At 37.9% G+C, this 25,187-nt stretch carries 19 protein-coding genes; 8 read left to right on the top strand and 11 right to left on the bottom strand.

What is annotated here, in order from left to right; translation table 11 throughout:
- Window positions 1–129 precede the first annotated feature (129 nt).
- A complete protein-coding gene (locus FNN09_RS14950; protein ID WP_143303177.1) occupies window positions 130–888 on the top strand; it encodes an SDR family NAD(P)-dependent oxidoreductase in 759 nt (252 codons plus the stop codon).
- An 81-nt stretch (window positions 889–969) separates the two neighbouring features.
- On the opposite strand, the gene FNN09_RS14945 is transcribed toward FNN09_RS14950, so the two are convergent.
- Window positions 970–1,710, bottom strand: a complete 741-nt coding sequence (locus FNN09_RS14945) for an NADPH-dependent oxidoreductase (protein ID WP_143303176.1) — start codon at window positions 1,708–1,710, stop codon at window positions 970–972.
- Window positions 1,711–1,852: 142 nt separating this feature from the next.
- Window positions 1,853–2,743, bottom strand: a complete 891-nt coding sequence (gene dapA / locus FNN09_RS14940; RefSeq protein ID WP_143303175.1) for a 4-hydroxy-tetrahydrodipicolinate synthase — start codon at window positions 2,741–2,743, stop codon at window positions 1,853–1,855.
- Window positions 2,744–2,912: 169 nt separating this feature from the next.
- Here dapA and FNN09_RS14935 point away from each other — a divergent pair, with 169 nt between their 5' ends.
- Together FNN09_RS14935 and FNN09_RS14930 are read left to right on the top strand one after the other, a co-directional pair.
- Entirely contained in the window at window positions 2,913–3,584 is a 672-nt protein-coding gene (locus tag FNN09_RS14935; protein WP_143303174.1) for an aspartate kinase, read from the top strand.
- Between the two features lie 162 nt (window positions 3,585–3,746).
- Complete coding sequence (locus FNN09_RS14930; RefSeq protein WP_143303173.1) at window positions 3,747–5,303, top strand: PAS domain-containing sensor histidine kinase; 1,557 nt, start codon at window positions 3,747–3,749, stop codon at window positions 5,301–5,303.
- Between the two features lie 10 nt (window positions 5,304–5,313).
- Here the strand turns inward: FNN09_RS14930 and FNN09_RS14925 are convergent, their stop codons facing one another.
- Complete coding sequence (locus tag FNN09_RS14925) at window positions 5,314–6,951, bottom strand: M56 family metallopeptidase (protein ID WP_143303172.1); 1,638 nt, start codon at window positions 6,949–6,951, stop codon at window positions 5,314–5,316.
- Between the two features lie 19 nt (window positions 6,952–6,970).
- Complete coding sequence (locus FNN09_RS14920) at window positions 6,971–7,324, bottom strand: BlaI/MecI/CopY family transcriptional regulator (RefSeq protein ID WP_143303171.1); 354 nt, start codon at window positions 7,322–7,324, stop codon at window positions 6,971–6,973.
- A gap of 207 nt (window positions 7,325–7,531) precedes the next feature.
- Here FNN09_RS14920 and FNN09_RS14915 point away from each other — a divergent pair, with 207 nt between their 5' ends.
- The 4 genes from FNN09_RS14915 to gap all read left to right on the top strand — a co-directional run bounded on the left by FNN09_RS14915 (window position 7,532) and on the right by gap (window position 13,058).
- On the top strand, window positions 7,532–10,831 hold the full coding sequence (locus FNN09_RS14915) for a sialidase family protein (RefSeq protein ID WP_143303170.1): 3,300 nt from the start codon (window positions 7,532–7,534) through the stop codon (window positions 10,829–10,831).
- 157 nt (window positions 10,832–10,988) lie between these two features.
- Entirely contained in the window at window positions 10,989–11,456 is a 468-nt protein-coding gene (locus tag FNN09_RS14910; protein WP_143303169.1) for a hypothetical protein, read from the top strand.
- A gap of 224 nt (window positions 11,457–11,680) precedes the next feature.
- Complete coding sequence (locus FNN09_RS21485) at window positions 11,681–11,809, top strand: hypothetical protein (protein WP_255434137.1); 129 nt, start codon at window positions 11,681–11,683, stop codon at window positions 11,807–11,809.
- Between the two features lie 241 nt (window positions 11,810–12,050).
- Window positions 12,051–13,058, top strand: a complete 1,008-nt coding sequence (gap, locus tag FNN09_RS14905) for a type I glyceraldehyde-3-phosphate dehydrogenase (protein WP_143303168.1) — start codon at window positions 12,051–12,053, stop codon at window positions 13,056–13,058.
- Window positions 13,059–13,115: 57 nt separating this feature from the next.
- On the opposite strand, the gene FNN09_RS14900 is transcribed toward gap, so the two are convergent.
- The 6 genes from FNN09_RS14900 to FNN09_RS14875 form a co-directional block, all read right to left on the bottom strand.
- Window positions 13,116–14,123, bottom strand: a complete 1,008-nt coding sequence (locus FNN09_RS14900) for a PorP/SprF family type IX secretion system membrane protein (protein WP_143303167.1) — start codon at window positions 14,121–14,123, stop codon at window positions 13,116–13,118.
- 18 nt (window positions 14,124–14,141) lie between these two features.
- On the bottom strand, window positions 14,142–18,704 hold the full coding sequence (locus FNN09_RS14895; RefSeq protein WP_143303166.1) for a T9SS type B sorting domain-containing protein: 4,563 nt from the start codon (window positions 18,702–18,704) through the stop codon (window positions 14,142–14,144).
- Between the two features lie 368 nt (window positions 18,705–19,072).
- Entirely contained in the window at window positions 19,073–19,288 is a 216-nt protein-coding gene (locus FNN09_RS21600) for an FtsX-like permease family protein (protein ID WP_366520171.1), read from the bottom strand.
- A gap of 83 nt (window positions 19,289–19,371) precedes the next feature.
- Complete coding sequence (locus FNN09_RS14885; protein WP_143303164.1) at window positions 19,372–19,872, bottom strand: CIA30 family protein; 501 nt, start codon at window positions 19,870–19,872, stop codon at window positions 19,372–19,374.
- A gap of 55 nt (window positions 19,873–19,927) precedes the next feature.
- The gene (locus FNN09_RS14880; protein ID WP_143303163.1) at window positions 19,928–20,392 is read right to left on the bottom strand and encodes an SRPBCC family protein; all 465 of its coding nucleotides are present in this window, start codon (window positions 20,390–20,392) and stop codon (window positions 19,928–19,930) included.
- Window positions 20,393–20,517: 125 nt separating this feature from the next.
- Window positions 20,518–21,762, bottom strand: coding sequence for an ABC transporter permease (locus FNN09_RS14875; protein ID WP_143303162.1), 1,245 nt, complete (start codon window positions 21,760–21,762; stop codon window positions 20,518–20,520).
- A gap of 184 nt (window positions 21,763–21,946) precedes the next feature.
- On the opposite strand from FNN09_RS14875, the gene FNN09_RS14870 reads away from it, so the two are divergent.
- The gene (locus FNN09_RS14870) at window positions 21,947–24,211 is read left to right on the top strand and encodes an aconitate hydratase (protein ID WP_143303161.1); all 2,265 of its coding nucleotides are present in this window, start codon (window positions 21,947–21,949) and stop codon (window positions 24,209–24,211) included.
- A gap of 52 nt (window positions 24,212–24,263) precedes the next feature.
- On the opposite strand, the gene FNN09_RS14865 is transcribed toward FNN09_RS14870, so the two are convergent.
- Window positions 24,264–25,139: a DMT family transporter gene (locus tag FNN09_RS14865; RefSeq protein ID WP_143303160.1), complete on the bottom strand. Its 876-nt coding sequence runs from the start codon at window positions 25,137–25,139 to the stop codon at window positions 24,264–24,266.
- Window positions 25,140–25,187 lie beyond the last annotated feature (48 nt).

The following is a 25,187-nucleotide window of genomic DNA, read 5'->3' as shown; positions in this document are numbered from 1 at the left end:
GAAACTGACTTCAAACGCTAAGCACACAGGACTATTGCCTCGAGCATGAACATGAAAATTTAACTTCTTGGCGTTTACAACTTATTTTGAAACAAACTCTATGTCAGAGAATAACAAAATTATAAACACATGAAAAAAATAGCAATGGTAACCGGAGCCACATCCGGAATAGGTAGAGCAACAGCAACGATGTTGTCTAAACTAGGTTTTAACCTTATTATAACTGGCCGCCGACAGGAAAGATTAGACGTATTACAAGCCGAACTAAACAATAATGGATCAGAGGTAATGTCTTTGTGTTTTGACATTCGGAAAAACAAAGAAACAGAAAATGCCATTCAACAACTAAGCAATGAATGGGCTCAAATTGATATCCTAATAAATAATGCAGGACTGGCAGCTGGTGCTGACCCAATCTACAACGGACTATGGAGTGATTGGGAACAAATGATCGATACCAACATCAAAGGACTTCTTTACTTATCTAAACTAATTATTCCAGGAATGATGGAACGCAAACAGGGACACATTGTCAATGTTTCATCTATTGCCGGTAAAGAAACTTATGCCAATGGAAATGTGTATTGCGCCACTAAACATGCTGTTGAAGCCATTACAAAAGGTATGCGCATTGATTTACTGCCTTATAACATCAAAGTATCATCTGTATCACCAGGCATGGTTGAAACAGAGTTTTCTATCGTACGCTTCCATGGAGATAAAGGCAAAGCTGATAATGTTTACAAAGGCTTAACTCCCTTATTTGAAAACGATATTGCAGAAACCATCGAGTTTATAGTTACACGACCACCACATGTGAACATTAACGACATATTAGTAATGCCAACAGCACAGGCGACTGCGGTGTATAATCATCGTGAAGAATAGCATAAAACTATAATAATACTCAATAACAATACTACAAGAGAAAGTTCAACTAAGCACTCTTTCTCTTGTAGCTTATTTTTTCTACATAAAGCCCTGATTCTTTAGTACATCCAATAGCACCTTACTAAAGTGTTCATTGTCGGCTTTTTTATAACGAACATCTGTAAACACTTGCGCTAACGATTCTTTATCGTTCTCTTTAACAAACGCTTTATTCGCCTCCAGGTTCTCTTTCTCGCCATATAATTCAGAAATCTTTTCTTCGGAATAATCTTGATACGTTTCATGATGCACAACCGCTTCTAATGGCAAACGATCTGCTTGCTCCGGGTTTTCATCAGGATATCCTAATGTTACGGTTGTAATTGGAACAACGCCCTTAGGCAAGTTTAAAACATCTATTATTTTATCGGCTAAATAGGTTGTTGTTCCAACATAACATATCCCCAAACCTTTTGACTCGGCAGCAATACACACATTCTGTGCAACCAACAAAGCATCTATAGCGGCAGTTACAAACGATAAAAAATTATCATATCCAGGCACTGCCTTATTCTGCAGACACCACTTATTAAAACGATTAAAATCGGCGCAAAAAGTAAGGGTAACAGGAGCTTGCTTAATCATTGGCTGATTAAAATGGCACGGAGAGAGTTTTTCTTTCATCTCATCATCCTGAGTTACCACCACGCTATAAACCTGCATATTTCCAGTTGTTGATGCTCGAACACCTGCTTCAAGTATTTGATTTAACAACTGTGGCTCAATTGCTTTATCTGTGTATTTACGTATTGTTTTGTGATTATTAAATATATCCATCATGTTGCTTAAGTTTTAAAATAAGTGCATCAAATGTAGAAAATTAATACACATTTTCGCATGACATATAACCACCTATAAAACGAAAAAAGAGCGTTTCCGTTGAAACACTCTTTTTTATCCAATCCAACAACAACTATAATATCTATAAAATATCAAGTTTTCTAAGTTCATTAACTAACAAGGTTTTGTTAGCATCATCCATGGTGCACATAGGCGATCGAAATACCTCTGATACTTTACCCATTTCAGCCAAAGCAGTTTTAACAGGTATAGGATTCGACTCAATAAACATTAAATCCATTACCTCTCGGTACTTGTAAAACAACTCATTTACCTGTGCTACATTACCAGCCAAAGAAGCTTTCATCAACTGAGAGAATTCCTTAGGAATAACGTTGGCAATTACGGATATACAACCATCAGCACCCAACAAGTTAGCTGATGCAGATAAAAAATCATCACCGCTATAAATCATAAAGCCATCAGGACGCTTGGCTACCAACTCTGTAAACACAACCAATTCACCTGCAGCCTCCTTAATACCCACAATATTTTCATAGGCATTCGCTAATTTAATAGCATTTTCAACAGATATTTTTGAACCAGTTCGACTTGGTACATTATACAGGATAATTGGCACCTCCAAAGCTTCGGCAACCGTTGCAAAATGCATATACATCCCCTTTTCGGTTGGCTTATTATAATAAGGACTTACAACCAAAACCGCATCAACACCAATAGCTTCCGCTTTACGCGAATACCGAATACATTCCTGAGTTGAGTTGCTACCCGTTCCTGCAATAATAGGAATACGACCAGCAACACGCTTAACTGCACGTTCAATTAAAAAAGCATCTTCATCACCTGTTAAAGCCGGTGTTTCGCCTGTAGTTCCACAAACAACCAAACCATCTGTACCGTTCTCCAAATGCCAATCAATTAATTGATCAAATGCATCAACATCTATCTCTCCATTATCGTTAAATGGGGTTACTATAGCTACTATAGAGCCTTTTAAATCAAATTTCTTCATGTATCTTATTCTTTCGACCAAAGTCAAATTGAAATACTCAATGCTATTAATTTTGATTCAAAAATATCAAATGAACTAGTCATTTGGAAATTTTTCAACAAAAAAAACTTCTTTATAACACTTTGTTAATATCTTAACATTGCTTATATTTGTCGTAAATTTAAACAAAATGAAAACAGTTAGTCAAGCAGTTGAGTCAGTTATAAAAGTTAAACCTTTTGTGATAGAAGCCTTGTGCGAAGGCTTATTAAATATTTCATCTTTAGCCAGACAAATTCAGCCAATGGTTGAAAAACTAACTGAAAAGCCGGTTAAACAAGGTGCCATAGTAATGGCATTAAATAGGTTGGCACCCCAATTAGATTACTCATTGAACAAAAATCTGCAAAAGCTACTTGAGTCTTTAGGAGATATAATTGTGAGATCGAACTTAACAGACTACACATTTAGAAACAGTAGCTCAATTTTTAATAGCCACACGAAAGTGATGCAAGAAATTAGCAATCACCACGATGTATTTTACACATTGGTTCGCGGGGTATTTGAATCAAACCTAGTGGTTAGTTCGGACTACGAAGATCTGGTTGAAAAATATTTTTCAAATGAAGACTGCCTGTTAAAACAGAATGAACTATCGGCTATTACATTAAAATTGCCAGCGGCAAATGTACAAATAACAGGCTTTTACTACCACATACTCAAAGCAATAGCCTGGGAAGGTGTTAATATTAAAGAAGTTATTTCAACAACCAACGAGTTTACGATTATTGTTAACGACGAAGATGTCGATCGTGGATTTACGATTCTGAAAAACCTAAAAACTGCCTACAAACAAAAATAAACCATTGAACAGGCCTTTATTCAGGCTCATATCAACTTTTAGCTCTTTCACTTGTTGACTAAGTAAGTAGAACTCCATGAATTGCATAAACACATGGAGGCATAGATTATACAATGCCTGTTATTGCAGTTATCGATAATACTTGCTTTAGCCTATTCAAACATGAAAAAAGACGAGTTGACATATCAAAAGTTAATAGACGAATGCCAAAAACTTAGGCGTGAAATCGAAGAATGCAGGTATAGTCAAACGCAGAACATCGAGACCACTGCCAATCTCAACTCATTAATAAACAATCAAGACGCATCCATTTGGTCAATAAACAATCAGTACCAATACGTTATATTTAACGATTTTTTCCAAAAGGCATATAAGAACACTTTTAATATTGAAATTAAAAGGGGAATGAGTGCACTTGAAATACTCAGTTCTGAACTATCTGCTTATTGGCGAGAAAAATACGACCGTGTGTTGAATGGTGAGAATTTAAAGTTTGAATTTAGCACTAAAGTAGATAACGTTAATTCAACTTTTAGTGTAGTTCTTACACCAGTCTATGTTAACGGAGTAATTACTGGAGCTACCGCCCTAAGCCAAGATATAACCGAAGACAAAAAAGCGGAACAGTTATTATCGGAAAAAAATGCCAATATGTTGGCAATAATGGACAATACACTAGAAAGCATTTGGGCCATTAACCCTTCTTACGAAATATTATTTGCCAACTCTGTTTTTAAAAATGAATTCTATCATAGTTTTGGTGTACACTTAGATAAAGGTGTTAACATTCTACAATCACTTCCCGAAGTGCTTCGTCCAATATGGAAACCACGTTACGATAGAGCATTAAACAATGAACGCTTCTCATTTATCGATAAAATTGATGTAGGAACCAAAGTCTATTATGTGGAAGTTTCAATGAACCCAATGCTTGAAGATGATCATGTTATTGGTGCTTCTTTTTTTGCAAACGACATTACGGAACGTATGCTTGCTCAGAAAAATCTAAAAGAAAATGAATCGCGCCTTAAGGAACTTAACATCACCAAAGACAAGTTTTTTTCAATTATTGCACACGACCTTAAAAGTCCATTTAATAGCATTGTTGGCCTAAGTGATTTATTGGTAGCTGAAAGTGAAAAAGGAAATGAAACAATAGACATATCCCGAATCATTCAAAAATCATCACACCAAGCCATGACACTAATTACCAATCTGCTAGAATGGTCAAGGTCGCAATCTGGTAAAATTAAATATAACCCTGAATATTTTGAGGTATCTAAATTACTCAACGAGGAGATTCTCTCGATAGAAACTTTAGCTGTGCAAAAAGAAATATCACTATCAAATAGTATCTCTGAAAATATTATAATCTATGCCGATAGATACATGATTAGTTCCATTTTTAGAAACTTACTCTCCAACGCTCTAAAATTCACTAATGCGAATGGACAAATACTTATTTCAGCCAATCAAGATCAGGAATGTATAAAATTTACCGTTGCAGACAATGGCGTTGGCATTCACCACAATGACATATCTAAGCTTTTTGTGATTGATGTTAACCACTCAACCAACGGAACACAGAATGAACAAGGTACAGGATTGGGACTTATTTTATGCAAAGAGTTTATTGAAAAGCATGGTGGTAAAATATGGGTGGAAAGTGAAAAAAACAAAGGCAGCAAATTTTCAATTTCACTGCCTATTAAAAAGTAATTAAAGTTACTTATTCAAATTCAACAGGCACTATTAAAGTCGTTGAAACAGGTTTACCACGCTGCACACCAGGCTTCCAATTCTCTAATTCTTTCACAAACTGAAGTGCATAATTAGCCTCTTTACTCTCCCAATTATCCAAAGCTTTAACTTTTGAAATCCCTCCTTTATATCCAACTTCAAATTGAATTTTTACAACACCTTTTAAAGTCTCCTTTTTCTTAGCTTGAGCAGTTAGAGTGTACAGTTGCGCAAAGTAATTTTCCATACCTCCCTCATAACTTGGCATTTCTTCAACGACAAAAAATACAGGTTTACCATCATTATCAACAGGAGGAGGTGGTGGTGGAGGAACCATATCGCTGCTTTTTTTAGGTGGAGGTGGCGGTGTAACCTTGTCCTTATATTTGGTACGATATTTAGATGGATCAAGTTCGTAAGCCGATGTCTTCATATTAACATCAATGCTTTTTTGATCTGTGATTCGAACAACTTTGGTATCATAACCCACAAAAGAAAAAACAAGTTCATCTCCCTTCGCAACTTCTACTTCAAATGCTCCTTCTTTATCGGCCACACAACCATACATTGTCCCTTTTACAACTATACTTGTACCTGGTAATGGAGATGCCTTCACTTTCATATCAAACGCCCCAGTATCAACGTTGCGAATCATCATAGTGTCAATCCTATCATAAACATTCCCCTTTAAATAATATTTCCCTTCACGTTCCTGTAATAAAACTTCATTTTTTTCATCACTTACTGAACGATACTCATAAACAGGCTCACTAAATGCCCATAACAAACCACCAATTGCAGGCAGCACCACCAACAACTTTAATTGTCGCCATTTGGATTTTCTGTTGTTTTTCATCATTTTTAATCTTCGTTTATTTTGGGAAAAGCGGAAGTGATTAGCTAGCACTGACACTTCTGCTCCCATTGTTTCACTTATAATTGTTTGTACATATTTCTCCAAACGAAAGCCCCTCTTTAAAACGCCACGATCAGCAATAAACTCCAAGTTTTGTTTCACGGTGCGAGCATACAACCATGCCAATGGATTAAACCATTGAACAACAATAAACAACTCACTCACAAAGACGTCTATCCAATGTTGCTCTTTTAAATGAATCATTTCATGAATCAGGATTTCAGAATTAGGCTCTTTAAGACACTTTGCATCCTTTATAAATATTCGATTACCAAAAACAAACGGTGTTTCAATCTTAGGATGCACACAAACATCCGCAAACTTATGACGCACCTTTGTTGATTGCTTAATAAGCATCAACATCTTTCCAAAATGCATGAGAATGCGAACCACAAAGAAGCAGCTCACAATTCCATATAAATAAATAACACTATCCAACCAGTTAAAGGTCTTGTTTGCTAACGGCAAAACAACATTCACATCATCAGCCACAACCTCAGTAGGAATAAAGTCGGAATCAGCAGCCACAGCATCTAACACAACTAGATAATTTAGTTCAGCCAAGGGCAACAAAATAGCAGCCCCAAAACCGGCAAGCAAAAACCACCTGATGCTTGTAAAGTGTGCATCATTTTTCAAAAACAAATGATAAACCGAATAGAATATCAATAAAACCAATGCTGAACGAAAAAAATAAATATATAGTTCCATGTTTATTTGCTTTTAATTCTTATTTCTTCGATTCCTTCAACATCAGCTCTAAATCATCCAAAGTCATATCGTTATCTTTTGCAAAAAAGGCTGCTAGGCGCGTAAAGCTGCCTCCAAAATAATTAGTCATAAGATGCTTCATTTGATACGACGAGTACTCTTCTTTTGAAACGAGAGCGAAATACACATAGGTTGTACCAATAGCTTTGTAATCTACTATTTCCTTTTTCTTCAAAACCTTCAACACCGTTGCAACAGTATTATAGGCTGGCGTTTTATCCTTGAATCCTTTAAGAATATCTTTTATAATACCTTCTCCTAATTCCCACAGGATATGCATCACTTCCTCTTCGGCTTTTGTCAATTGCTTCATATCGAACAACATATTTTATTACTACAAGTATAATACTATTTATTTAGTATATCAACTATATTTATAGTATCTAAATATTATTCAACGCTTTTCTAATGCTTTATTCCAAATCTCAAACCCCAAAAAATAAGTACAAACAACTAACAAGCCTATTTTTTACCTATCTTCGATTTTATCAAATAATTTTTCATCCCAAATCATAAAACAATGATAAATCGTTCGTTAGGAAAACTTACCTCACTCCTGTTGGTAAGTGCATTACTACTCGGTAATGCATCTGTATTTGCACAAAAAAAGAAGAAAAAAGACACTGAAGAAGAGAAACCTGCTATCAATAGCGAATTGGTTTCTGGACTGAAATTAAGAAACATAGGACCTGCTTTTACATCTGGTCGAATTGCCGATTTTGCGGTTAACCCAAACAACCATTCAGAATTTTATGTGGCTGTAGCTAGCGGTAACATCTGGAAAACAAATAATAAAGGTATCACTTTTGAACCTGTATTTGAAAAATATGGCTCTTACTCAATTGGATGCCTGGCAATGGACCCTAACAATTCGAATGTTGTATGGGCTGGTACTGGCGAAAACAACCACCAACGAGCTTTAGGATATGGCGATGGTATATATAAAACTGTTGATGGCGGTAAATCGTGGAAAAACATGGGCTTGAAAGAATCTCGCCAAATTGGTATGATCCTAATTGACCCACGCAACTCTGATATTGTTTATGTAGCCGCAGAGGGATCAGCATGGGGCGCTGGTGGCGACCGAGGGTTATACAAGACTACAGATGGTGGCGATAACTGGGTAAAAGTTTTAGACATCAGTGAAAACACAGGCATTAACAATATTATATGCGACCCTCGCAACCCAGATATTTTATATGCTACAAGCGAGCAGCGTCGCCGTCATGTTCATACAAAAATAGGAGGAGGACCAGAGTCTGCTGTTTATAAATCTACTGATGCAGGACAAAACTGGCGCAAGATAATGAAAGGCCTGCCTTCGGAACACATTGGAGGCATGGGCATTGCTATTTCGCCCCAAAACCCAGATGTTTTGTACATTATTGCCGAAGCAGCCAACAACTCAGGCGGTTTTTTCCGCACTTCTGACAGAGGAGAGTCTTGGAACAAAATGAGCGATCATCATTCTAGCGGCCAGTATTACAACGAGATATTCTGTGATCCTGTGGAGTTTGACAAAGTATATTCGGTGGAGACTTTCTCACACGTAACGAGTGACGGTGGTAAAACATGGAAAAAACTTAGTACAAAGGATCGTCATGTGGATGACCACGCCATTTGGATTGACCCTACCGACAACAAGCACTACATGATTGGTGGCGACGGTGGCGTTTACATTACTTACGACGATGGAAAAGCATGGCGCCAGGTAAGTAACCTTTCTGTAACTCAGTTCTATCGCGTTACAGTTGATAATGAAGCACCATTTTATAACATATACGGAGGCACACAAGACAATGCTACACAAGGAGGACCTGTTCGCAACACCTCTGAATTTGGCGTAACATCAGGCGAGTGGTTTGTTACCGTCTTTGGCGATGGCTTTTGGTCACGCGTTGACCCCAGCAATCCAAATATTGTTTACAGCGAATGGCAATATGGTAATGTAGTGCGTTACGATAAGCAAAGTGGCGAGAAAATTAGCGTTAAACCACAACCTCGCAAAGATGAATTGACCTATCGTTGGAACTGGAATGCACCTTTAATTTTAAGCAAGCACAACCCATCGACCATTTACATGGCCGCCAATAAAGTTTTTAAAAGTACCGATAGAGGTAATACCTGGGAAGTAATTTCTGACGACCTTACAGCTCAGATCGACCGTAACACATGGGCTGTAATGGGTAAATACTGGAGCGTCGATGCGGTTTCTAAAGATGTTTCCACCTCTCAGTACAACACCATTGTTTCAATAGATGAATCTCCACTAAAAGCAGGTTTAATATACGTAGGAACGGACGATGGGTTAATTCAAGTTACCGAGGATGATGGCAAAACCTGGAGCAAGGCAGCCTCATTCCCCAATGTACCAGCCAACACATATGTGAGTGATATATATGCATCGCGTTTTGACGAGAATGTAGTTTACGCCACGTTTGACGGAATGAAAAGTGATGATTTTAAACCTTATGTACTCAAAAGTAGCGATAAAGGTAAAACATGGAAATCCATTGCATCTAACTTGCCAGAAAATGGAACTATTCACACCTTGGAGCAGGATACCAAAAATGCCAAACTACTATTTGCAGGAAGCGAATTTGGCGTTTTCTTCACAGTTGATGAGGGAGCCAACTGGACTCAGTTAAAAGCGGGCGTTCCAACCATTGCTATTCGCGATTTAGCTATTCAAGAACGTGAAAACGATTTGGTAATGGCCTCGTTCGGTCGCGGATTTTTTGTTTTAGATGACTATTCGCCATTGCGTGAATTAAATAAAGACTTGACAGAAGAAACGGCACACCTTTTTGATATTAAAGATGCCCTATTATTTATGCAAACCGATAAAATTTACGGACAAGGTGCCACCTACTTTGGTGCTCCCAACCCTGAATATGGCGCAACATTTACTTTTTATCAGAAAGAAACACCTAAAACACAACGTCAAATTCGTAGAGAAAAAGAAAAGGAACTCTTTAAAAATGGAGAACGCATTCATCAACCAACATGGATTGAATTAGCTGAGGAAGAGAAAGAGATACCTGCCTATTTATTAGTTACGATAAAAGACGAAGCTGGAAGTGTAGTGCGCACCTTTACCAAAAAACCTTCTAAAGGCATTACACGCTTCAACTGGGATTTACAATACAACAGTACTGAAATAGTTAAAGCCAAAAAATTTGATCCACTTAAAAAGTCGAAGGGCGGTATATATGTATTACCAGGCCAGTACACGGTTGAAATCAATCAAATAGCAAATGGAGAATCTACACTATTAGCTGGACCAAAAAACTTTACGGTTAAAGCACTTAACAACACAACGCTCCCAGCTAAAGACAGAGCAGCGATGGTGGCGTTCCAAAAAGAAGTTAGCGAGTTAGCTAAAGCGATGAATGGTACTTTAACACTTGTGAATGAAATGAAAGCAGAAGTTGCAGCAATGAAACAAACTGCACTTCCACTTGCCAATTCACATAACGACGTTCTTCCTCTACTAGAAACAATAGAAAAAGACTTAAACAAAATCTATTTCGAATTCATAGGATTAAAGGCTAAAGCCAGCTGGGAGGAGATTCCACCAGCCAACATGCCATTAATGAACCGATTGAATAGCATCATTTGGGCACAAATTAATAGCACGTCTGACATCACATCAACATCAAGCAACAGTTTTGAAATATTAAAAGAGAAATTCCCTCCTGTTCTTGATCAAGTGAAAACAATTGCAAAAACGAAGCTTCCAGAAGCCAGAAAAGCAATGGATCAACTAAATGCTCCTTATACAAATGGACGTATCCCTCAATGGGAAGCCTCAAAATAATAGATTTAAAGCCTGCAACTGTTACGATATTTCTAATGATTGCAGGCTTTTATTATTAATATGAGCAACATTTAATTATCACTTAACAAAAACAGTAGAATATTTCAAAGGGGTTGTTTATATTTACCGCATTAATTTTAATAACATAAAAATAAAAATGACACCAAAAGCCATTTTGCCGTACATAGGATTCGGCAGCATCAAATTCGGGATGGAAGAACATGAAGTATCAAATTTCTTAGGCGATCCTGATGAAACAGAAGTACAAGATTATGGCGAAGGCGCTGAAGCCAACGTACTTTACTTCGATGAAATGGGTATTTCCATGTCGTTCGACAAGGAAGAAGATTACAAACTAGTTGAAATTTCATTTGAAACAGACAAGTTTATCCTGCTTGATTCAATAAAAGTAGGCATGTCAAAAGCTGACTTTTTAAGCGCTATTGAAAAACTTGATTTGAGTGAATACCAACATGAAGACATGGCTGACGAAGGTTATGACGATAAAGAAATGTTTGTTTTCGAAAAAGAAAATATCAATATCTGGATGGATGAAGAATCCATCACATCTATACAGATTGGTCCTGAGTGGGTCGATGATGAAACTATTCGCTGGCCTGCATAAAGCAATAAATGATATATTAAAACCCTGCACATGTGCGGGTTTTTTTAGTTATTTACATTCGTGTAAAAAAACAGGCGATTCATAAGGTAAATCATCCCATTGCCCAAGTTCCTCAAATTAAATGAAACCCAACAAGTTTTTTTCCGTTTACCTTGATGTAAACAATAGTTTTGGGAGATTTAGATTATTCTCTTATTTTTACAGACTAAGTAAAGGATAAAAAAATGAAAAAGATTTCGTTGATTGCCGCTGTTTTATTTTTGATGGTGTTAGGGATGAGTTCATGTAAAAGCACAGAAGATTGCCCTGCTTACGGCTATGCTGAAGTAGTAGACGATACTGAAAGAGCATAAATAATTCAGTTAGAAAAACAGTAAAGTAGCATTGGCGGAGATTCACTCTTCGCCAATGCTACTTTTTTTTGTTTCATTCACACTAGTTCTGCAAATTTGGCAAATGCTATTTTTCCTTGTCATATTTTAAACATTATTAAGAAAATCATTGTCGTATTTCTTGACGTTTTAATTATGATTTGCTACTTTTGTGTCGCATTTTTGAAGACCTTATTAAAACAATTCTTAAAAAAGCAATAAAATGTCAAAAATCAAGATTGGGATTAACGGCTTTGGCCGTATCGGACGTTTCGTTTTCCGTCAAGCTGTAGCTAAAGGAACAGTTCAAGTTGTTGCTATCAACGATTTGATCGATGTAGATTACATGGCTTACATGTTGAAGTACGATTCAACACATGGCCGCTTCGACGGTACTGTTGAAGTAAAAGATGGTAAATTAATTGTAAACGGTGACGAGATTCGTGTTTCTGCTGAAAGAAACCCGGCTGACATTAACTGGGGTGCAGTTGGTGCTGACTATGTTGTTGAATCAACAGGTCTTTTCCTAACAAAAGAATCTGCTCAGGGTCACATTGACGCTGGTGCAAAGAAAGTTGTTATGTCTGCTCCTTCTAAGGACGACACACCAATGTTTGTAATGGGTGTTAACAACAAGTCATACACTAACGACATGACTTTTGTATCTAACGCTTCATGTACAACTAACTGTTTAGCTCCTGTTGCTAAAGTATTGAATGACAAATTCGGTATTGTTGATGGTCTTATGACTACTGTACACGCAACTACTGCAACTCAAAAAACTGTTGACGGTCCTTCTGGTAAAGACTGGAGAGGTGGACGTGGTGCTGGTCAAAACATCATTCCATCATCAACTGGTGCTGCTAAAGCTGTAGGTAAAGTAATTCCTGAGTTGAACGGTAAATTAACTGGTATGTCTTTCCGTGTTCCTACACCAGACGTTTCAGTTGTTGATTTAACTGTAAACTTAGCTAAAGGTGCTTCTTACGAAGAAATCTGTGCTGCAATGAAAGAAGCTTCAGAAGGTGAATTAGCTGGTATCTTAGGATATACTGAAGATATGGTTGTATCTAACGATTTCGTTGGTGAAACTCAAACTTCTGTATTTGATGCTAAAGCTGGTATCGCTTTAACTGACACTTTCGTAAAAGTTGTATCATGGTACGATAACGAAATGGGTTACTCAGCTAAAGTATGTGAATTGATCGAGTACATGGAATCAGTAAAATAATTGATTTCCTCAATCATATTTAAAAAGGCTTCCGTTTAGGAAGCCTTTTTTTATCTTCTAATAACTCAAAAACTTGTAATTATGCCGCTTGTTACGTCTTTCTATTGAACAAGGAATTGCACTTTTACTCTTATCGCGACACATGCGATAATTGACTACCAATTGATAAGTATTTCCATAGGCAGAACGTGCTTTGGTTAAACCAAACTGATATTCCAACCCAACACTGAAGTTTTGATAAACCACACCTCCTGTAACCGCCATACCTAACGACTTACCAATTTTATCTTCTGTAGTATGCCGATATGAAACCAATCCCCAGGTTGCCCAATCAGGATCTGGCGTGGGCATATAAAGCTTTAAATTAGCATCCATCCGGCTATCTATATACATATTTCGTCGATACAGAAAAGTGGGTTCAATGTAAAAATCACGATCGGGAATTTTATAACTCCCCCCTGCATGAAAGTGAAAATCAGTTGTTAAGCCTGGCTCATCCTCATGACTGTACAACGAATTATTTTGTGGCAATAAGTTTGTTAAGCCCAGGCCAATGTGATAGTCATTGTACTTCAAAAGAATACCCGTACTGGCATTAAAACCCCATCCACTTTCATTGCCACCGGTTATCGCCGGGTCGAAATATTCAGGATCCAATAACTCCTCTACCTGCAATGAGCTTTGCTCAACTGTAAAAGCTAATCCGAACGACAAGGTCATGGTTCTTCGTTTGGTTTTGGTAAGTTGAAGCTCATATGAGAAAGCTTGGTGCAAACCCATCTCGTTATAATAGCCATTTCGATCATTATAAACATAGGTGCCTGAACCCAGTTGTTGCAAAACAGGAATTTGAAAACTAAAAACCTGATATGTTGGAGCTAAATCTGTTCCAAACCATTGCTTTTGAAAAATACCAGTAGCTGTAACACAATTCTTATGAAAGGCAGCAGCAGCAGGATTCATCTGAAACAAATCATATACATATTGATTCGTCAGATAATATTTTTGTGCATATCCGAAGTTAACACACAAAAGCAATAGCAGTATTACCCTAATCTTCCTCACAACATCAACAGTTAAGGTTTATCTTTTAATCGTTAAATGACCTTTTAACACTTTATTGATTGGCATAAGCTGGATGACATACCAATAAGCATCAGACTGAACTGCTTTACCGAGGTACTTTCCATCCCAAGGAGGATCACTGGCAAAATATTCGGTTAATAGTTTACCATAGCGATCAAAAATTCGAATGATTGTATCAGGCATTCTGTCCAAGCCTCCAATTTTCCATGTGTCATTATATCCATCACCGTTGGGTGTTAAAACTGGTGGAATTTCGATATCTAAAATATTATTAAGATTGATGGTTTCAGAAGCCATACAACCATTTAAATCCTCAACCGTAAATATGTGTTCCCCGTTAGATAAATTCGGAAACACATTACTCTCTTGCAGTTCATCTTCATTGATAGCGTATTGATATGGCATTGTACCACCATTTGCCAGTACTACTACCTGTGCATAAATTGTCGTATCAAGAGCAGCGACAACCGGTGTTGGATAAACTTTTAACTGCATCGTATCTGTAGCCCAAACACAACCATCAAATGCCTTTAACCAATATGTTCCTTCTTCATGCAATTCAATGGTTGGAAAAACACCACCAGTACTCCATTCGTACTGTTCGAAACCAGCCGCAGCATCTATCCAAATTGTTTCGGAAAAACATATTGACGTATCATTCAGCAATTCGAGTGGAGCCGCCACTTTATGCTTCACCGTTTGTGTATCAAATCCATGACAACCGAACTCATCTGTTACAACAATCGTATTAATTGTATCCATTAAACTAGCTGTGATTAATTGAGAAGATTCTCCATTGTGCCAATCGTATGAAGCATAACCATCGCCTGCATCAAGCACCCATAATTCTGACGGACAAATAATCACATCTGGCCCTAAATCTACTTTTGGCACCGGACGCCATACTACAGAACTCGTACCTGTCCCTACACAGTCGTTTTCATTTGTTACATATAATGAATACTCTCCATTTGTAACATTAATGCTTTGTGTAGTTTCTCCTGTACTCCATAAGTATTCGAAAGTTCCTGACGGCCCAGCTAATAAAAACTCAGTTCCAGCACAGCCAATATAATCCTGAAGATTAACCTGAGGTGCTTCCAATAAAACAACATCGACATCATCTTGTGCCGAACAACCATTTTCATTCCAAACCTCTAGTTTATAATTACCCGACTGCGTAACAAGCAACTCATTGAAATCAAGTGCGGGATTATCATTCCATTGGTATCGATTGTGTAAACTATTGGGTGAAATACTAAGGTTAACATTTCCACAAACAGAAATATCATCACCTAAATTAACCAGCGGAGCTGCATCAATATTAACCACTACCTCACCTGAAGCATCGCAACTGTTATTATCTAGCATTCGTAGTATATAAGTACCAGATTCAGCAACATCATAAGATGCATTGTCAATCAATAAAATCTCTCCATCTGATGATGCTTTGTACCAACTATAACTTTGCACATTTGCAGCTTCTGGGTTAGTTAATGTTACCAATTCATAATCACAAACATTTTGTGGCTGCCCCAAGTCAACACTTATTGGACTAATACCATTGACATTCGCCTGTTCTGTTGCTTCGCATCCGAACTCATCAACTACTGTAACAGAATACGTTCCAGAAGCATTTACCTTATATGAGGCAGTTTGCCAATCGTTGTAACGTTTTGTGTCATCTCCATTCCAATACAAGTAAGCAAATGCTGAAGTGGACGAACTAAACGACTCTACCTTAAGCTCAACAGGTGTATCATCACAAAGTGATATTACTGCAGGAAGATTAACCATTGGAAGTTCATGCTCATTAACTGTAATTCGATTGCGCTTTTGACAAGTACCAGCCATAGCTACCACTTCATAAACGGCTTCAGCCGAAACATTTGCAATTTGATTCTGATTATCATATTCTGGTCGGCCAATACCGTCAATTGTCCACGAATAAGAATCATAACCAGAGCTTGCAATAACGTCGATGGAATTGCCTACACATAAATCTTCAGTTATTATTAAGTCAATTGGGTTTGCCGTCTGGAATACAAATATAACCTCATCACTTACCGCACACCCATTGATATCAGTAGCCTCAACCTTATACAAACCACTTTTATCAATTGTAGAGTTCGTTATACTATACAGATGAGCAGGTGATGGGTTCAAATCAACTACAGTTCCCGGACTATTATCCGGTTCAAAAGTCCATTTAAAATCAGTATAATTTGATTCGTTGGAAATATTAATTGAAACACCAACGCACTCTTCTCTATCCGGACCTAAATTAATATTTAATGGCTCATGAAATGTAATCTGAACTTCATCATTGGTAACACAACCATTGGCATCTACTACTTCAAGCGTATAATTACCTGTTGACATTATATCAATTGATTGTGTTGTTTCACCTGTACTCCAACTGTAAGAATTCAATCCGGCAGGTGCAGTAATTTTCAATGAGCTTCCTGCACAGGCTGATTGATTACTAAGATTCAATACAGGTAACGAAATTACAGTAATATCAATTGCTTCGGTTTTAGAGCAACCTTCAGCTGTCCAAACGGTCAATATATACACACCTGATTGCGTTGGGTTTATCCAATTTTGTGACTCATCTATATTTATCACAACACCATTTAAGCTCCATTCATAGCGCTCAAAAGTGCTTGTATTTATTACTGCTTCGCCTTCACAAACCGTAGTTGAATTAATAATTATTTCAGGAACGGGAGCTATACCAATACTAACCGTATCACTATTAGAGCAACCCATTGCATCTGTTACAATCACACTTAATTCTGACGATGTACCATCAGCAACAAATTGCGATCCCGAACCATTATCCCCATTGCTCCATAGGTAAGAAGCATATGTATCTTCCAAGGCATAGTCAATAACTTCTCCTTCACATACTAAAGTATCATTGCCTAATTGAATTTCAGGAAAGAAGAAATCAACATCCAATGTATCTGCTGTAACACAGCCACCAAACATAACCTCGGCTTCAACCCAGTATTTTCCAGGTTCAGTTACGTTAAAAGTCCGATCGTTCGATAATACTTGTCTGCCCGTTTCTGTTGAGAACCAATTGTATGATTTCATTCCGTCTTTAGCCTCTAATTGAACTTCCTCTCCAAGACATTTATCGCCTGCATCGCTAGCATAAAACGAATTATACGATGAAAAATATCCAAAACTAGAACCTCCTCCTGTGATATCCGAATCGCTTTCGTCAAGAATACACAAATGAAATAAACCACTTGAATTCTCTAATCGATAAGGAATACCAGTACTCAGGTTATTCAAGTTTACAGCACAACACACCCAAGCTTCTTGCCCGGTATCTTGTCCAGGAACGGTTTGCCAACTATTAATGTACTTTGACACATTAATATCGTTACCTGCATTATCATACAAACTGAAATTCTTCACATCTTTTCGTTTAATGATAACATTGACCCAGAAGTCTCGATTAAAAACCCGTGTGAATGATACACTATTGGAGCCATTACAACTGTAACTAGGTAAAATCGCACTTCCTATTTCATTAGCTATTGTGTTGGCAATAGGGTTGACTAAACCAGTTAATTGATAGGCATAAACTTTTTTTGTTGCAAAAATAAACAAGGCATGATCCGATATATCAAACTCTTCGATTTCTCCCCTATTTAAAGCCTTTGTGTTTTTGGTTGTATTGTTTGTGAAAACCAAAGTATTGTCTTCGATAGCCATTACAAACACCTTTTGTACTGAATTTTGATTTTTATAGCTGGATGCAGCTTTGCTGGTATTAATAGCTACATATTCATTTCCAATTACATTGACAGGTATTAGTTGGTCACCGATCAAATCATTCGGAAAACTATCTGTATCCTCTATGATGGCATCATCAGATATTGTTATGGCAATTCGTTTATCGGCTACAACATGAGTGCCCCCTAATGAGGCTGATGGAGAAATGTCAGCACATTCGATACAGTAGGTTTGCCCTCTGTTTAATACAATATCATACGCTATTCCAGCAGCATGACCTACGACATTAATTGAAGGAGTAATCGTTACAGTTGTATTATCTTCTGTAGCAACTACATCAGCTTTCTCACTGGCATTCCCTTCAAAATCAGCATTATTACCAAATACATTTTGAGATGGAATAAAGAACTCAAAACCAATAGCATTATCTTCTTTAAGAATAAACTTATCAGGATTATCAGCTGCACTAACATCGTAATAAGCAGCAATGTCAGCTGTAGATGTTATTAATATTCCCTTATTATTAACTTGATTGGAAGGATGATTTTCCACATCCACTTTTTTTAACTGAAATCCATAGTGGGAGTGTGCACCAATAGTGTGTATCCCAATAACTTTTCCTCCCTGGGCAGGCAAGCTAATAGTCACAGTAGCAGGTTCGTCAAGAGAGGTAACTCTTAACACAACCGGATTATCGCCAGCACCTTCCCATACGTCGGGTGCTGCGAACCAAAACTCACGACCAATCTGTCCATTGACTGCAGTGCAGAGCATCAATAGCAGAACATTTGTAAATATTCTTCTCATTTTGGTTAATGTTAGGTGAGATGTAAGATACCGTCCAAACTCTCACTTGTTATTACCAATTGTTACAACACAATTTTATAACACCTACACTATTAGTCCCCTTAGATATATGCTCCCGAGCATTCTTGATAATTAAATACGATGGTTACATCGCTAATGTTGCATTTTCAATTACATTTTTAACACCATATACTATCCAGAAACTACTAGTACGCATACTAAGAGCCTATACTATAGTATATTACAAATCAAATAAAGTTTACATATTTTCACATATAAAAACACATGTAAATATAAAAAGACGGTATTTTTTTCAATGCGATAAACAATTGAATTGCTTAATTCACATGAAGATAAACTTTGGGCAATTATACGTAACGCAACGATTCGATAGGATCTAACTTAGAAGCCTTGATTGCAGGTAACAAACCAAACAATACACCAACTGCTAGACATACGCAAACACCAACAATCACCCAGTTCCATGGTACTATAAAATCAGACTGCATCACCATTGACATCAAGTTACCAACTAATATCCCTGATACAATCCCGACTCCCCCATCTGCCCAATAATAATTGATTCTATTTCAATCACATTTAAAAAGGCTTCCGTTTAGGAGGCCTTTTTTAGTATAGATAACTCTCATTCTTCAACTGCAAATATCTATTTCAATTTAATACTCTCTAGCTCAAGCCTAAATACCTCGGCACTTTTATTCGCAATTAGGATGGAAAGTTCCTCAATTCTTTCCCCAGAGAAATTAGGCATATTTAATCGGCGACCACGAAACGTTGGGTACATGTCAGACAAGCTAATTTCTACCGTTTGCCACTCGCCTGTTGTTTCAAAATAGTTAATATATGAATGTCTGTCCCCACTATTGGCTTTCACTCTTATCTGATAGCGTTTTCCATCGCCCTTTAAGCTCAAAATCAATAATGCAGAAGCATGCACATCCAAGGGCTTGAATTGGTGACGAACTGAAGCAAAACCACCATTGTTTTTAAGCGATACCACTCCAAAGAAAACAGCATTATTGTCTTCATTCAATTTTATATCACTCTCAGACAAGCCCCCCATAACACCATCATTGATAATGGTCCAATCCAAAAGGCTATTGCTTTTACTAAAGTCACAAATAGTAATCTGTCCACATGCATTCATAACACATCCTGTTAACAAAATTAAAACAGCGGAAACTCTCACAACACCAAACATATCAATCATCTTTAAAGATAAAGTTCAATGCAAATTCTCTAAAGTCAAAGATCTCGTTCAACTTTGAGCGAATAAACAGTGCATTAGCAAATGAACCCAACAATTTTAAAGGCGGCTCGTATGTTACAACATCAAGCATTTCAACACCTCCATCCACCTCTTTTAAATGATGCTGATGATGCCACAAACGATAGGGACCAACTCGTTGCTCATCTACAAAAAAACTACCCTCGCGCACGTGCGTAATTTCCGTAAGCCATTTGACATTAAAAAACGGTAATGGCCTAACTCGATAACATATAATCATACCCTCATGAATACGCTGAGGCAAACCCTTGCTCAGGACATCAAATCGCATATGTTCGGGAGTTATTCTCTTAAGGTTGTGGGGCGAAGACATAAAATCCCAAACCTCCTCAATTGAAGCACGTATAAACTGACGCCTTTTTATCTGAAAAAATCCCATATCTAGCCCTTTTAAACGATATATGCGATGCACCCAAATAGAAGGATACATAATTACCTTTATAAAAGTAACTCAGAAAATAAGATTTTGTTTAAGATATTATATCATTACGTGAACATGCCTATCTACTCGTAGCGTAAAGATTCAATAGGATCAAGCTTTGAAGCCTTAATGGCCGGCATCAAACCCGATAGAACACCAACTACTAAGCAAACTAAAACCCCGAGAATAACCCAATTCCATGGAACGATAAAGTCAGAATCCATTACCATCGACATTAAGTTACCAACAAATACACCCAATACGATACCCACAAAACCACCCATCTGACCAATAATAATTGATTCAAACAAAAACTGATTTCGTATAGCTTTACTGCTTGCCCCTGTAGCTTTTCTAATACCAATCTCACGCGTTCGTTCGGCCACGGCCACCAACATAATATTCATCAAACCAATGGCTGCACCCAACAAGGTAATTAATCCAATAATAGAAGCAACCAGTGTAACGCTTCCAGTACTTTCAATTAATAAGCGCGAAAGGTTATCACTCTTATTCACATTAAAATTGTCCTCATCGTGTATTGTTAATCGACGAATAACACGAAATAATCCTGTCGCCTCCGATATAGCAATATCCACCTGCTGACTATCAATTGCCTTAACAACTATTTTATATGACATATTGGCCCTACTGAATACTTGGCGCACATTGGTAACAGGCAGCAGCATAATATTATCGCTCTGCGATCCAAAACCAGCACCTTTCTCCTCCAAAACGCCGATTACCCGGTACTTTGCACCGCCAGTCACTATTACCTTACCAACAGCATTTTGGTCATTCGGAAACACTTTCTTAGCCAAAGCACTTCCCAAAAGAGCAACATATCGGTTATCCTTAATTTCTTGTTGGGTAAAGTTTCGTCCGCTCTGTAATACATGGCCCTCAACATCCATAAAATTCTCATCCACCCCAATAACCATCACGTTGGGATTCGATTTCTCAGATTCATGCTTAACCGTAGCTGAACCACTGGCTGTATGTGAAATTGTTACAATGGCCGGGAAGTCAAACTCATCTTTAAACTCCATTGCCTCCTTAAAGGAGATGTAGCCATAACGCTTATTGCGCAATTTACGTTTACCAATTTGCACATTCATCCCACGGTTTTCAATGGTAAACGAATTAGCTCCCATCCCAGTAAACTTATTGCTAATAGTTGCTTCAATGGATGATATTGCAGTTAGTATTCCAATTAAGGCAGTTAAACCGATACCTATAATCAATATGGTTAAAATAGTTCTAAGAAGATTGGTTCTGATAGAGCCCAAAGCAATACGTAAGTTCTCTTGCAGCAATGTTAACTTCATAACGGGTAGATTTCAGCAAAATAATGTGGCATCAAGTTACTAAAACTATTCAAATACAAGGTATACAAAGAACCAAATCGCTTTTGATCTGTTTAAAAAGATGGTGATAAATAAGCAGTTTTTAGTAGATTTGTTATTCGCTAAAAGGAAAAATCGATATTACTTATACTAAACCAATAGTAAAATGGCTTTTGATATTGAAATGATTAAAAAGGTGTATGCCGAGCTACCCGGGAAAATTGAAAAAACTCGTCAATTGCTTGACAAACCCTTAACACTTACCGAGAAGATTTTGTATGCACATTTGGCTGAAGAAACGCCTAACTCAGCATATGAACGAGGCAATGCTTACGTTAACTTTAATCCTGACCGTGTTGCCATGCAGGATGCCACAGCTCAAATGGCTTTGCTACAGTTTATGCAAGCCGGTAAAGCACAGGCGGCGGTTCCCTCTACTGTACATGCCGATCACCTTATTCAGGCAAAAGTAGGTGCAGATAAAGATTTAGCAACAGCTGAAATAACGAATAAAGAGGTCTACGACTTCTTAAGTTCGGTTTCTAACAAATATGGCATTGGCTTTTGGAAACCTGGTGCTGGTATTATCCATCAAGTAGTACTTGAGAACTATGCTTTCCCTGGAGGAATGATGATTGGTACCGATTCACACACGGTTAATGCCGGAGGATTAGGAATGGTAGCCGTTGGAGTAGGTGGTGCTGATGCCGTTGATGTGATGGCGGGCATGCCTTGGGAGTTGAAATTCCCGAAACTAATTGGAGTGAAACTAACTGGTAAGCTTAATGGCTGGACGGCTCCCAAAGACATTATTCTTAAGGTTGCTGGTTTGTTAACCGTTAAAGGTGGAACAGGATGTATAGTAGAATACTTTGGTGAAGGTGCTGAATCAATCAGCTGTACAGGTAAAGGTACAATCTGTAATATGGGTGCCGAAATTGGAGCTACAACCTCAACCTTTGGTTACGATGCATCAATGGCTCGTTACCTCGAGGCAACCAACCGTGCCGATATCGCAAAGGCTGCTAACGAAGTTAAAGAACACTTAACAGGCGATGCAGAAGTTTATGCTAGCCCTGAGAAGTATTTTGATCAGGTAATTGAAATAGACCTTAACACTTTAGAGCCTCATTTAAACGGACCTTTTACGCCGGATAAAGCGACTCCTATTTCAAAGATGCGCGAAGAAGCTGAGAAAAACGGCTGGCCACTAAAAATTGAAGTAGGCCTAATTGGTTCATGTACCAACTCATCATATGAAGACATTTCTCGTGCAGCATCTATTGCCAAGCAAGCAGCTGACAAAAACCTGGAAGCGGCAGGTGAGTTTAAAATCACGCCAGGATCAGAATTGGTTCGCTACACCATCGAAAGAGATGGCTTAATTGATACGTTTAACCAAATGGGTGGTGAAGTATACGCCAATGCTTGTGGCCCGTGTATTGGTATGTGGGCACGTACTGGCGCCGAAAAACAAGAAAAAAACACGATTGTTCATTCGTTCAACAGAAACTTTGCTAAACGTGCCGATGGTAATCCAAATACCTATGCGTTTGTTGGATCTCCTGAGTTAGTGACGGCCTTAGCCATAGCAGGCGACCTTGGTTTCAACCCTATTACCGATACGCTAACCAATAAAAACGGAGAAGCGGTAAAACTAGAAGAACCTAAAGGTGATGAGTTACCAACAAAAGGTTTTGATGTAGAGGATGCAGGTTATCAGGCTCCCGCAGCCAATGGATCGGGCATTGACGTTGTAGTTAATCCTGACAGTGAGCGCTTGCAACTACTTACACCTTTTACACCTTGGAACGGAGATAATATTACAGGAGCCAAACTTTTAATTAAAGCCAAAGGCAAATGTACTACCGACCATATTTCCATGGCTGGACCTTGGTTGAAGTTCCGTGGTCATCTTGATAACATATCGAATAACATGCTTATTGGGGCAGTTAACTTCTTTAACGAAGAAACCAACAAAGTAAAAAGCCAGCTAACAGGCGAGTATGACGAAGTACCTGCCACGCAAAGAGCCTATAAAGCACAAGGCATTCCTACCGTTGTGGTTGGGGATCATAACTATGGAGAAGGATCTTCGCGTGAGCATGCTGCAATGGAACCACGCTTTTTGGGTGTTCGTGCGGTAATAGTCAAGAGCTTTGCCCGAATACATGAGACCAACTTGAAGAAACAAGGAATGCTTGGTTTAACCTTTGCCACAGAGGCTGATTACGATAAGATTAGAGAAGATGACACATTTAACTTCCTTGACTTAGATGCTTTTGCACCAGGCAAACCATTACAACTTGAGTTGGAACATGCCGATGGATCAAAAGAAGTGATCATTACCAATCACTCGTACAATGCACAACAAATCGAATGGTTCAAGGCCGGATCTGCTTTAAATCTAATTAAGCAACAGAACAAGTAATAATTAGACTTTTAGATATGAGTAAAGGCTGCCTCTTTTATTAGGGCAGCCTTTATTTTTTACGATTAATAAGGTAAACGCCCAAAAGAACAACCCCCATAAACAATACGTGAAACGAGGTAACCACCTCTCCATCTAACATCCCCCACATAATAGCGAATATGGGAATAACATAGGTAACAGAAGAAGCAAATACGGGTGAAGAGTACTTAATCAAGGTATTCATTAGTAACATAGCCACTGCAGTACCTACAATGCCCAGTAAAGCCATAGCACCCAAGTGCGATAACCAATCGGCATGCTGCATCGCACCATCTATATCCGAGCTAAAAAACAGATAAAACACAACGGGTCCGAAAAACAAAAAAGACAAGGATGTTATTTGAATACCGCTCAAATGGGTTAAATACGCCTTTACCACATTAATATTTACAGCATAACAAACAGTTGCTGCCACTACAAAAAAGGCATGAGCATTTACATTAGCAATGGACACACTACTGCCCGAAACTATTAAACCCAGAGCACCCAACAAACCCAAGCCAATACCAATAAACTGACTCATCTTACTCTTCATCCTAAAAAACACCACGCTTACAATTAAAGTAAATACTGGCGTTAGTGAATTAAGCATGCCGGCCAATGAACTGTCTATTTCGGTTTGAGCCTTGGTAAATAAAAAAGCAGGAATGAGGTTGCCTACAAAGCCAGCAATAATTAACGGCAAAACATCTTTGCGCTTAAGCTTTTTAAGATGACGCAAAGCCACTGGCATCAGAAATAAAGAGGCAAAACCCATGCGCAAGGAAGCCACCTGGATATTATCAAAGCTTTTTAATCCGATTTTCATTAAGATAAATGAACTGCCCCATATAAAAGCAAGCAACATCAATACCGTAAATTGAAACCATTTCTTTTCCCAGGGCATATCTTTTTTTTGTACGAAACTAGCTTATTTTTGATACTCTTAATAATC

Source organism: Carboxylicivirga sp. M1479 (assembly GCF_007097485.1).
Lineage (GTDB): Bacteria > Bacteroidota > Bacteroidia > Bacteroidales > Marinilabiliaceae > Carboxylicivirga.
The sequence above is the reverse complement of the archived record's forward strand: the minus strand, read 5'-3'. Positions and strand labels throughout refer to the sequence as shown.

What these genes read in the sequence shown, in the direction of transcription:
- FNN09_RS14920 (WP_143303171.1), bottom strand. Translation starts at nt 7,324, where the DNA reads ATGAAGCAATTGACAAAAGCCGAAGAGGAAGTGATGCATATCCTGTGG.
- dapA (WP_143303175.1), bottom strand. Translation starts at nt 2,743, where the DNA reads ATGAAGAAATTTGATTTAAAAGGCTCTATAGTAGCTATAGTAACCCCA.
- FNN09_RS14870 (WP_143303161.1), top strand. Translation starts at nt 21,947, where the DNA reads ATGGCTTTTGATATTGAAATGATTAAAAAGGTGTATGCCGAGCTACCC.
- gap (WP_143303168.1), top strand. Translation starts at nt 12,051, where the DNA reads ATGTCAAAAATCAAGATTGGGATTAACGGCTTTGGCCGTATCGGACGT.
- FNN09_RS14880 (WP_143303163.1), bottom strand. Translation starts at nt 20,392, where the DNA reads ATGGGATTTTTTCAGATAAAAAGGCGTCAGTTTATACGTGCTTCAATT.
- FNN09_RS21485 (WP_255434137.1), top strand. Translation starts at nt 11,681, where the DNA reads ATGAAAAAGATTTCGTTGATTGCCGCTGTTTTATTTTTGATGGTGTTA.
- FNN09_RS14945 (WP_143303176.1), bottom strand. Translation starts at nt 1,710, where the DNA reads ATGATGGATATATTTAATAATCACAAAACAATACGTAAATACACAGAT.
- FNN09_RS14910 (WP_143303169.1), top strand. Translation starts at nt 10,989, where the DNA reads ATGACACCAAAAGCCATTTTGCCGTACATAGGATTCGGCAGCATCAAA.
- FNN09_RS14865 (WP_143303160.1), bottom strand. Translation starts at nt 25,139, where the DNA reads ATGCCCTGGGAAAAGAAATGGTTTCAATTTACGGTATTGATGTTGCTT.
- FNN09_RS14885 (WP_143303164.1), bottom strand. Translation starts at nt 19,872, where the DNA reads ATGAATGCATGTGGACAGATTACTATTTGTGACTTTAGTAAAAGCAAT.
- FNN09_RS14915 (WP_143303170.1), top strand. Translation starts at nt 7,532, where the DNA reads ATGATAAATCGTTCGTTAGGAAAACTTACCTCACTCCTGTTGGTAAGT.
- FNN09_RS14950 (WP_143303177.1), top strand. Translation starts at nt 130, where the DNA reads ATGAAAAAAATAGCAATGGTAACCGGAGCCACATCCGGAATAGGTAGA.
- FNN09_RS14895 (WP_143303166.1), bottom strand. Translation starts at nt 18,704, where the DNA reads ATGAGAAGAATATTTACAAATGTTCTGCTATTGATGCTCTGCACTGCA.
- FNN09_RS14925 (WP_143303172.1), bottom strand. Translation starts at nt 6,951, where the DNA reads ATGGAACTATATATTTATTTTTTTCGTTCAGCATTGGTTTTATTGATA.
- FNN09_RS14930 (WP_143303173.1), top strand. Translation starts at nt 3,747, where the DNA reads ATGAAAAAAGACGAGTTGACATATCAAAAGTTAATAGACGAATGCCAA.
- FNN09_RS14935 (WP_143303174.1), top strand. Translation starts at nt 2,913, where the DNA reads ATGAAAACAGTTAGTCAAGCAGTTGAGTCAGTTATAAAAGTTAAACCT.
- FNN09_RS14875 (WP_143303162.1), bottom strand. Translation starts at nt 21,762, where the DNA reads ATGAAGTTAACATTGCTGCAAGAGAACTTACGTATTGCTTTGGGCTCT.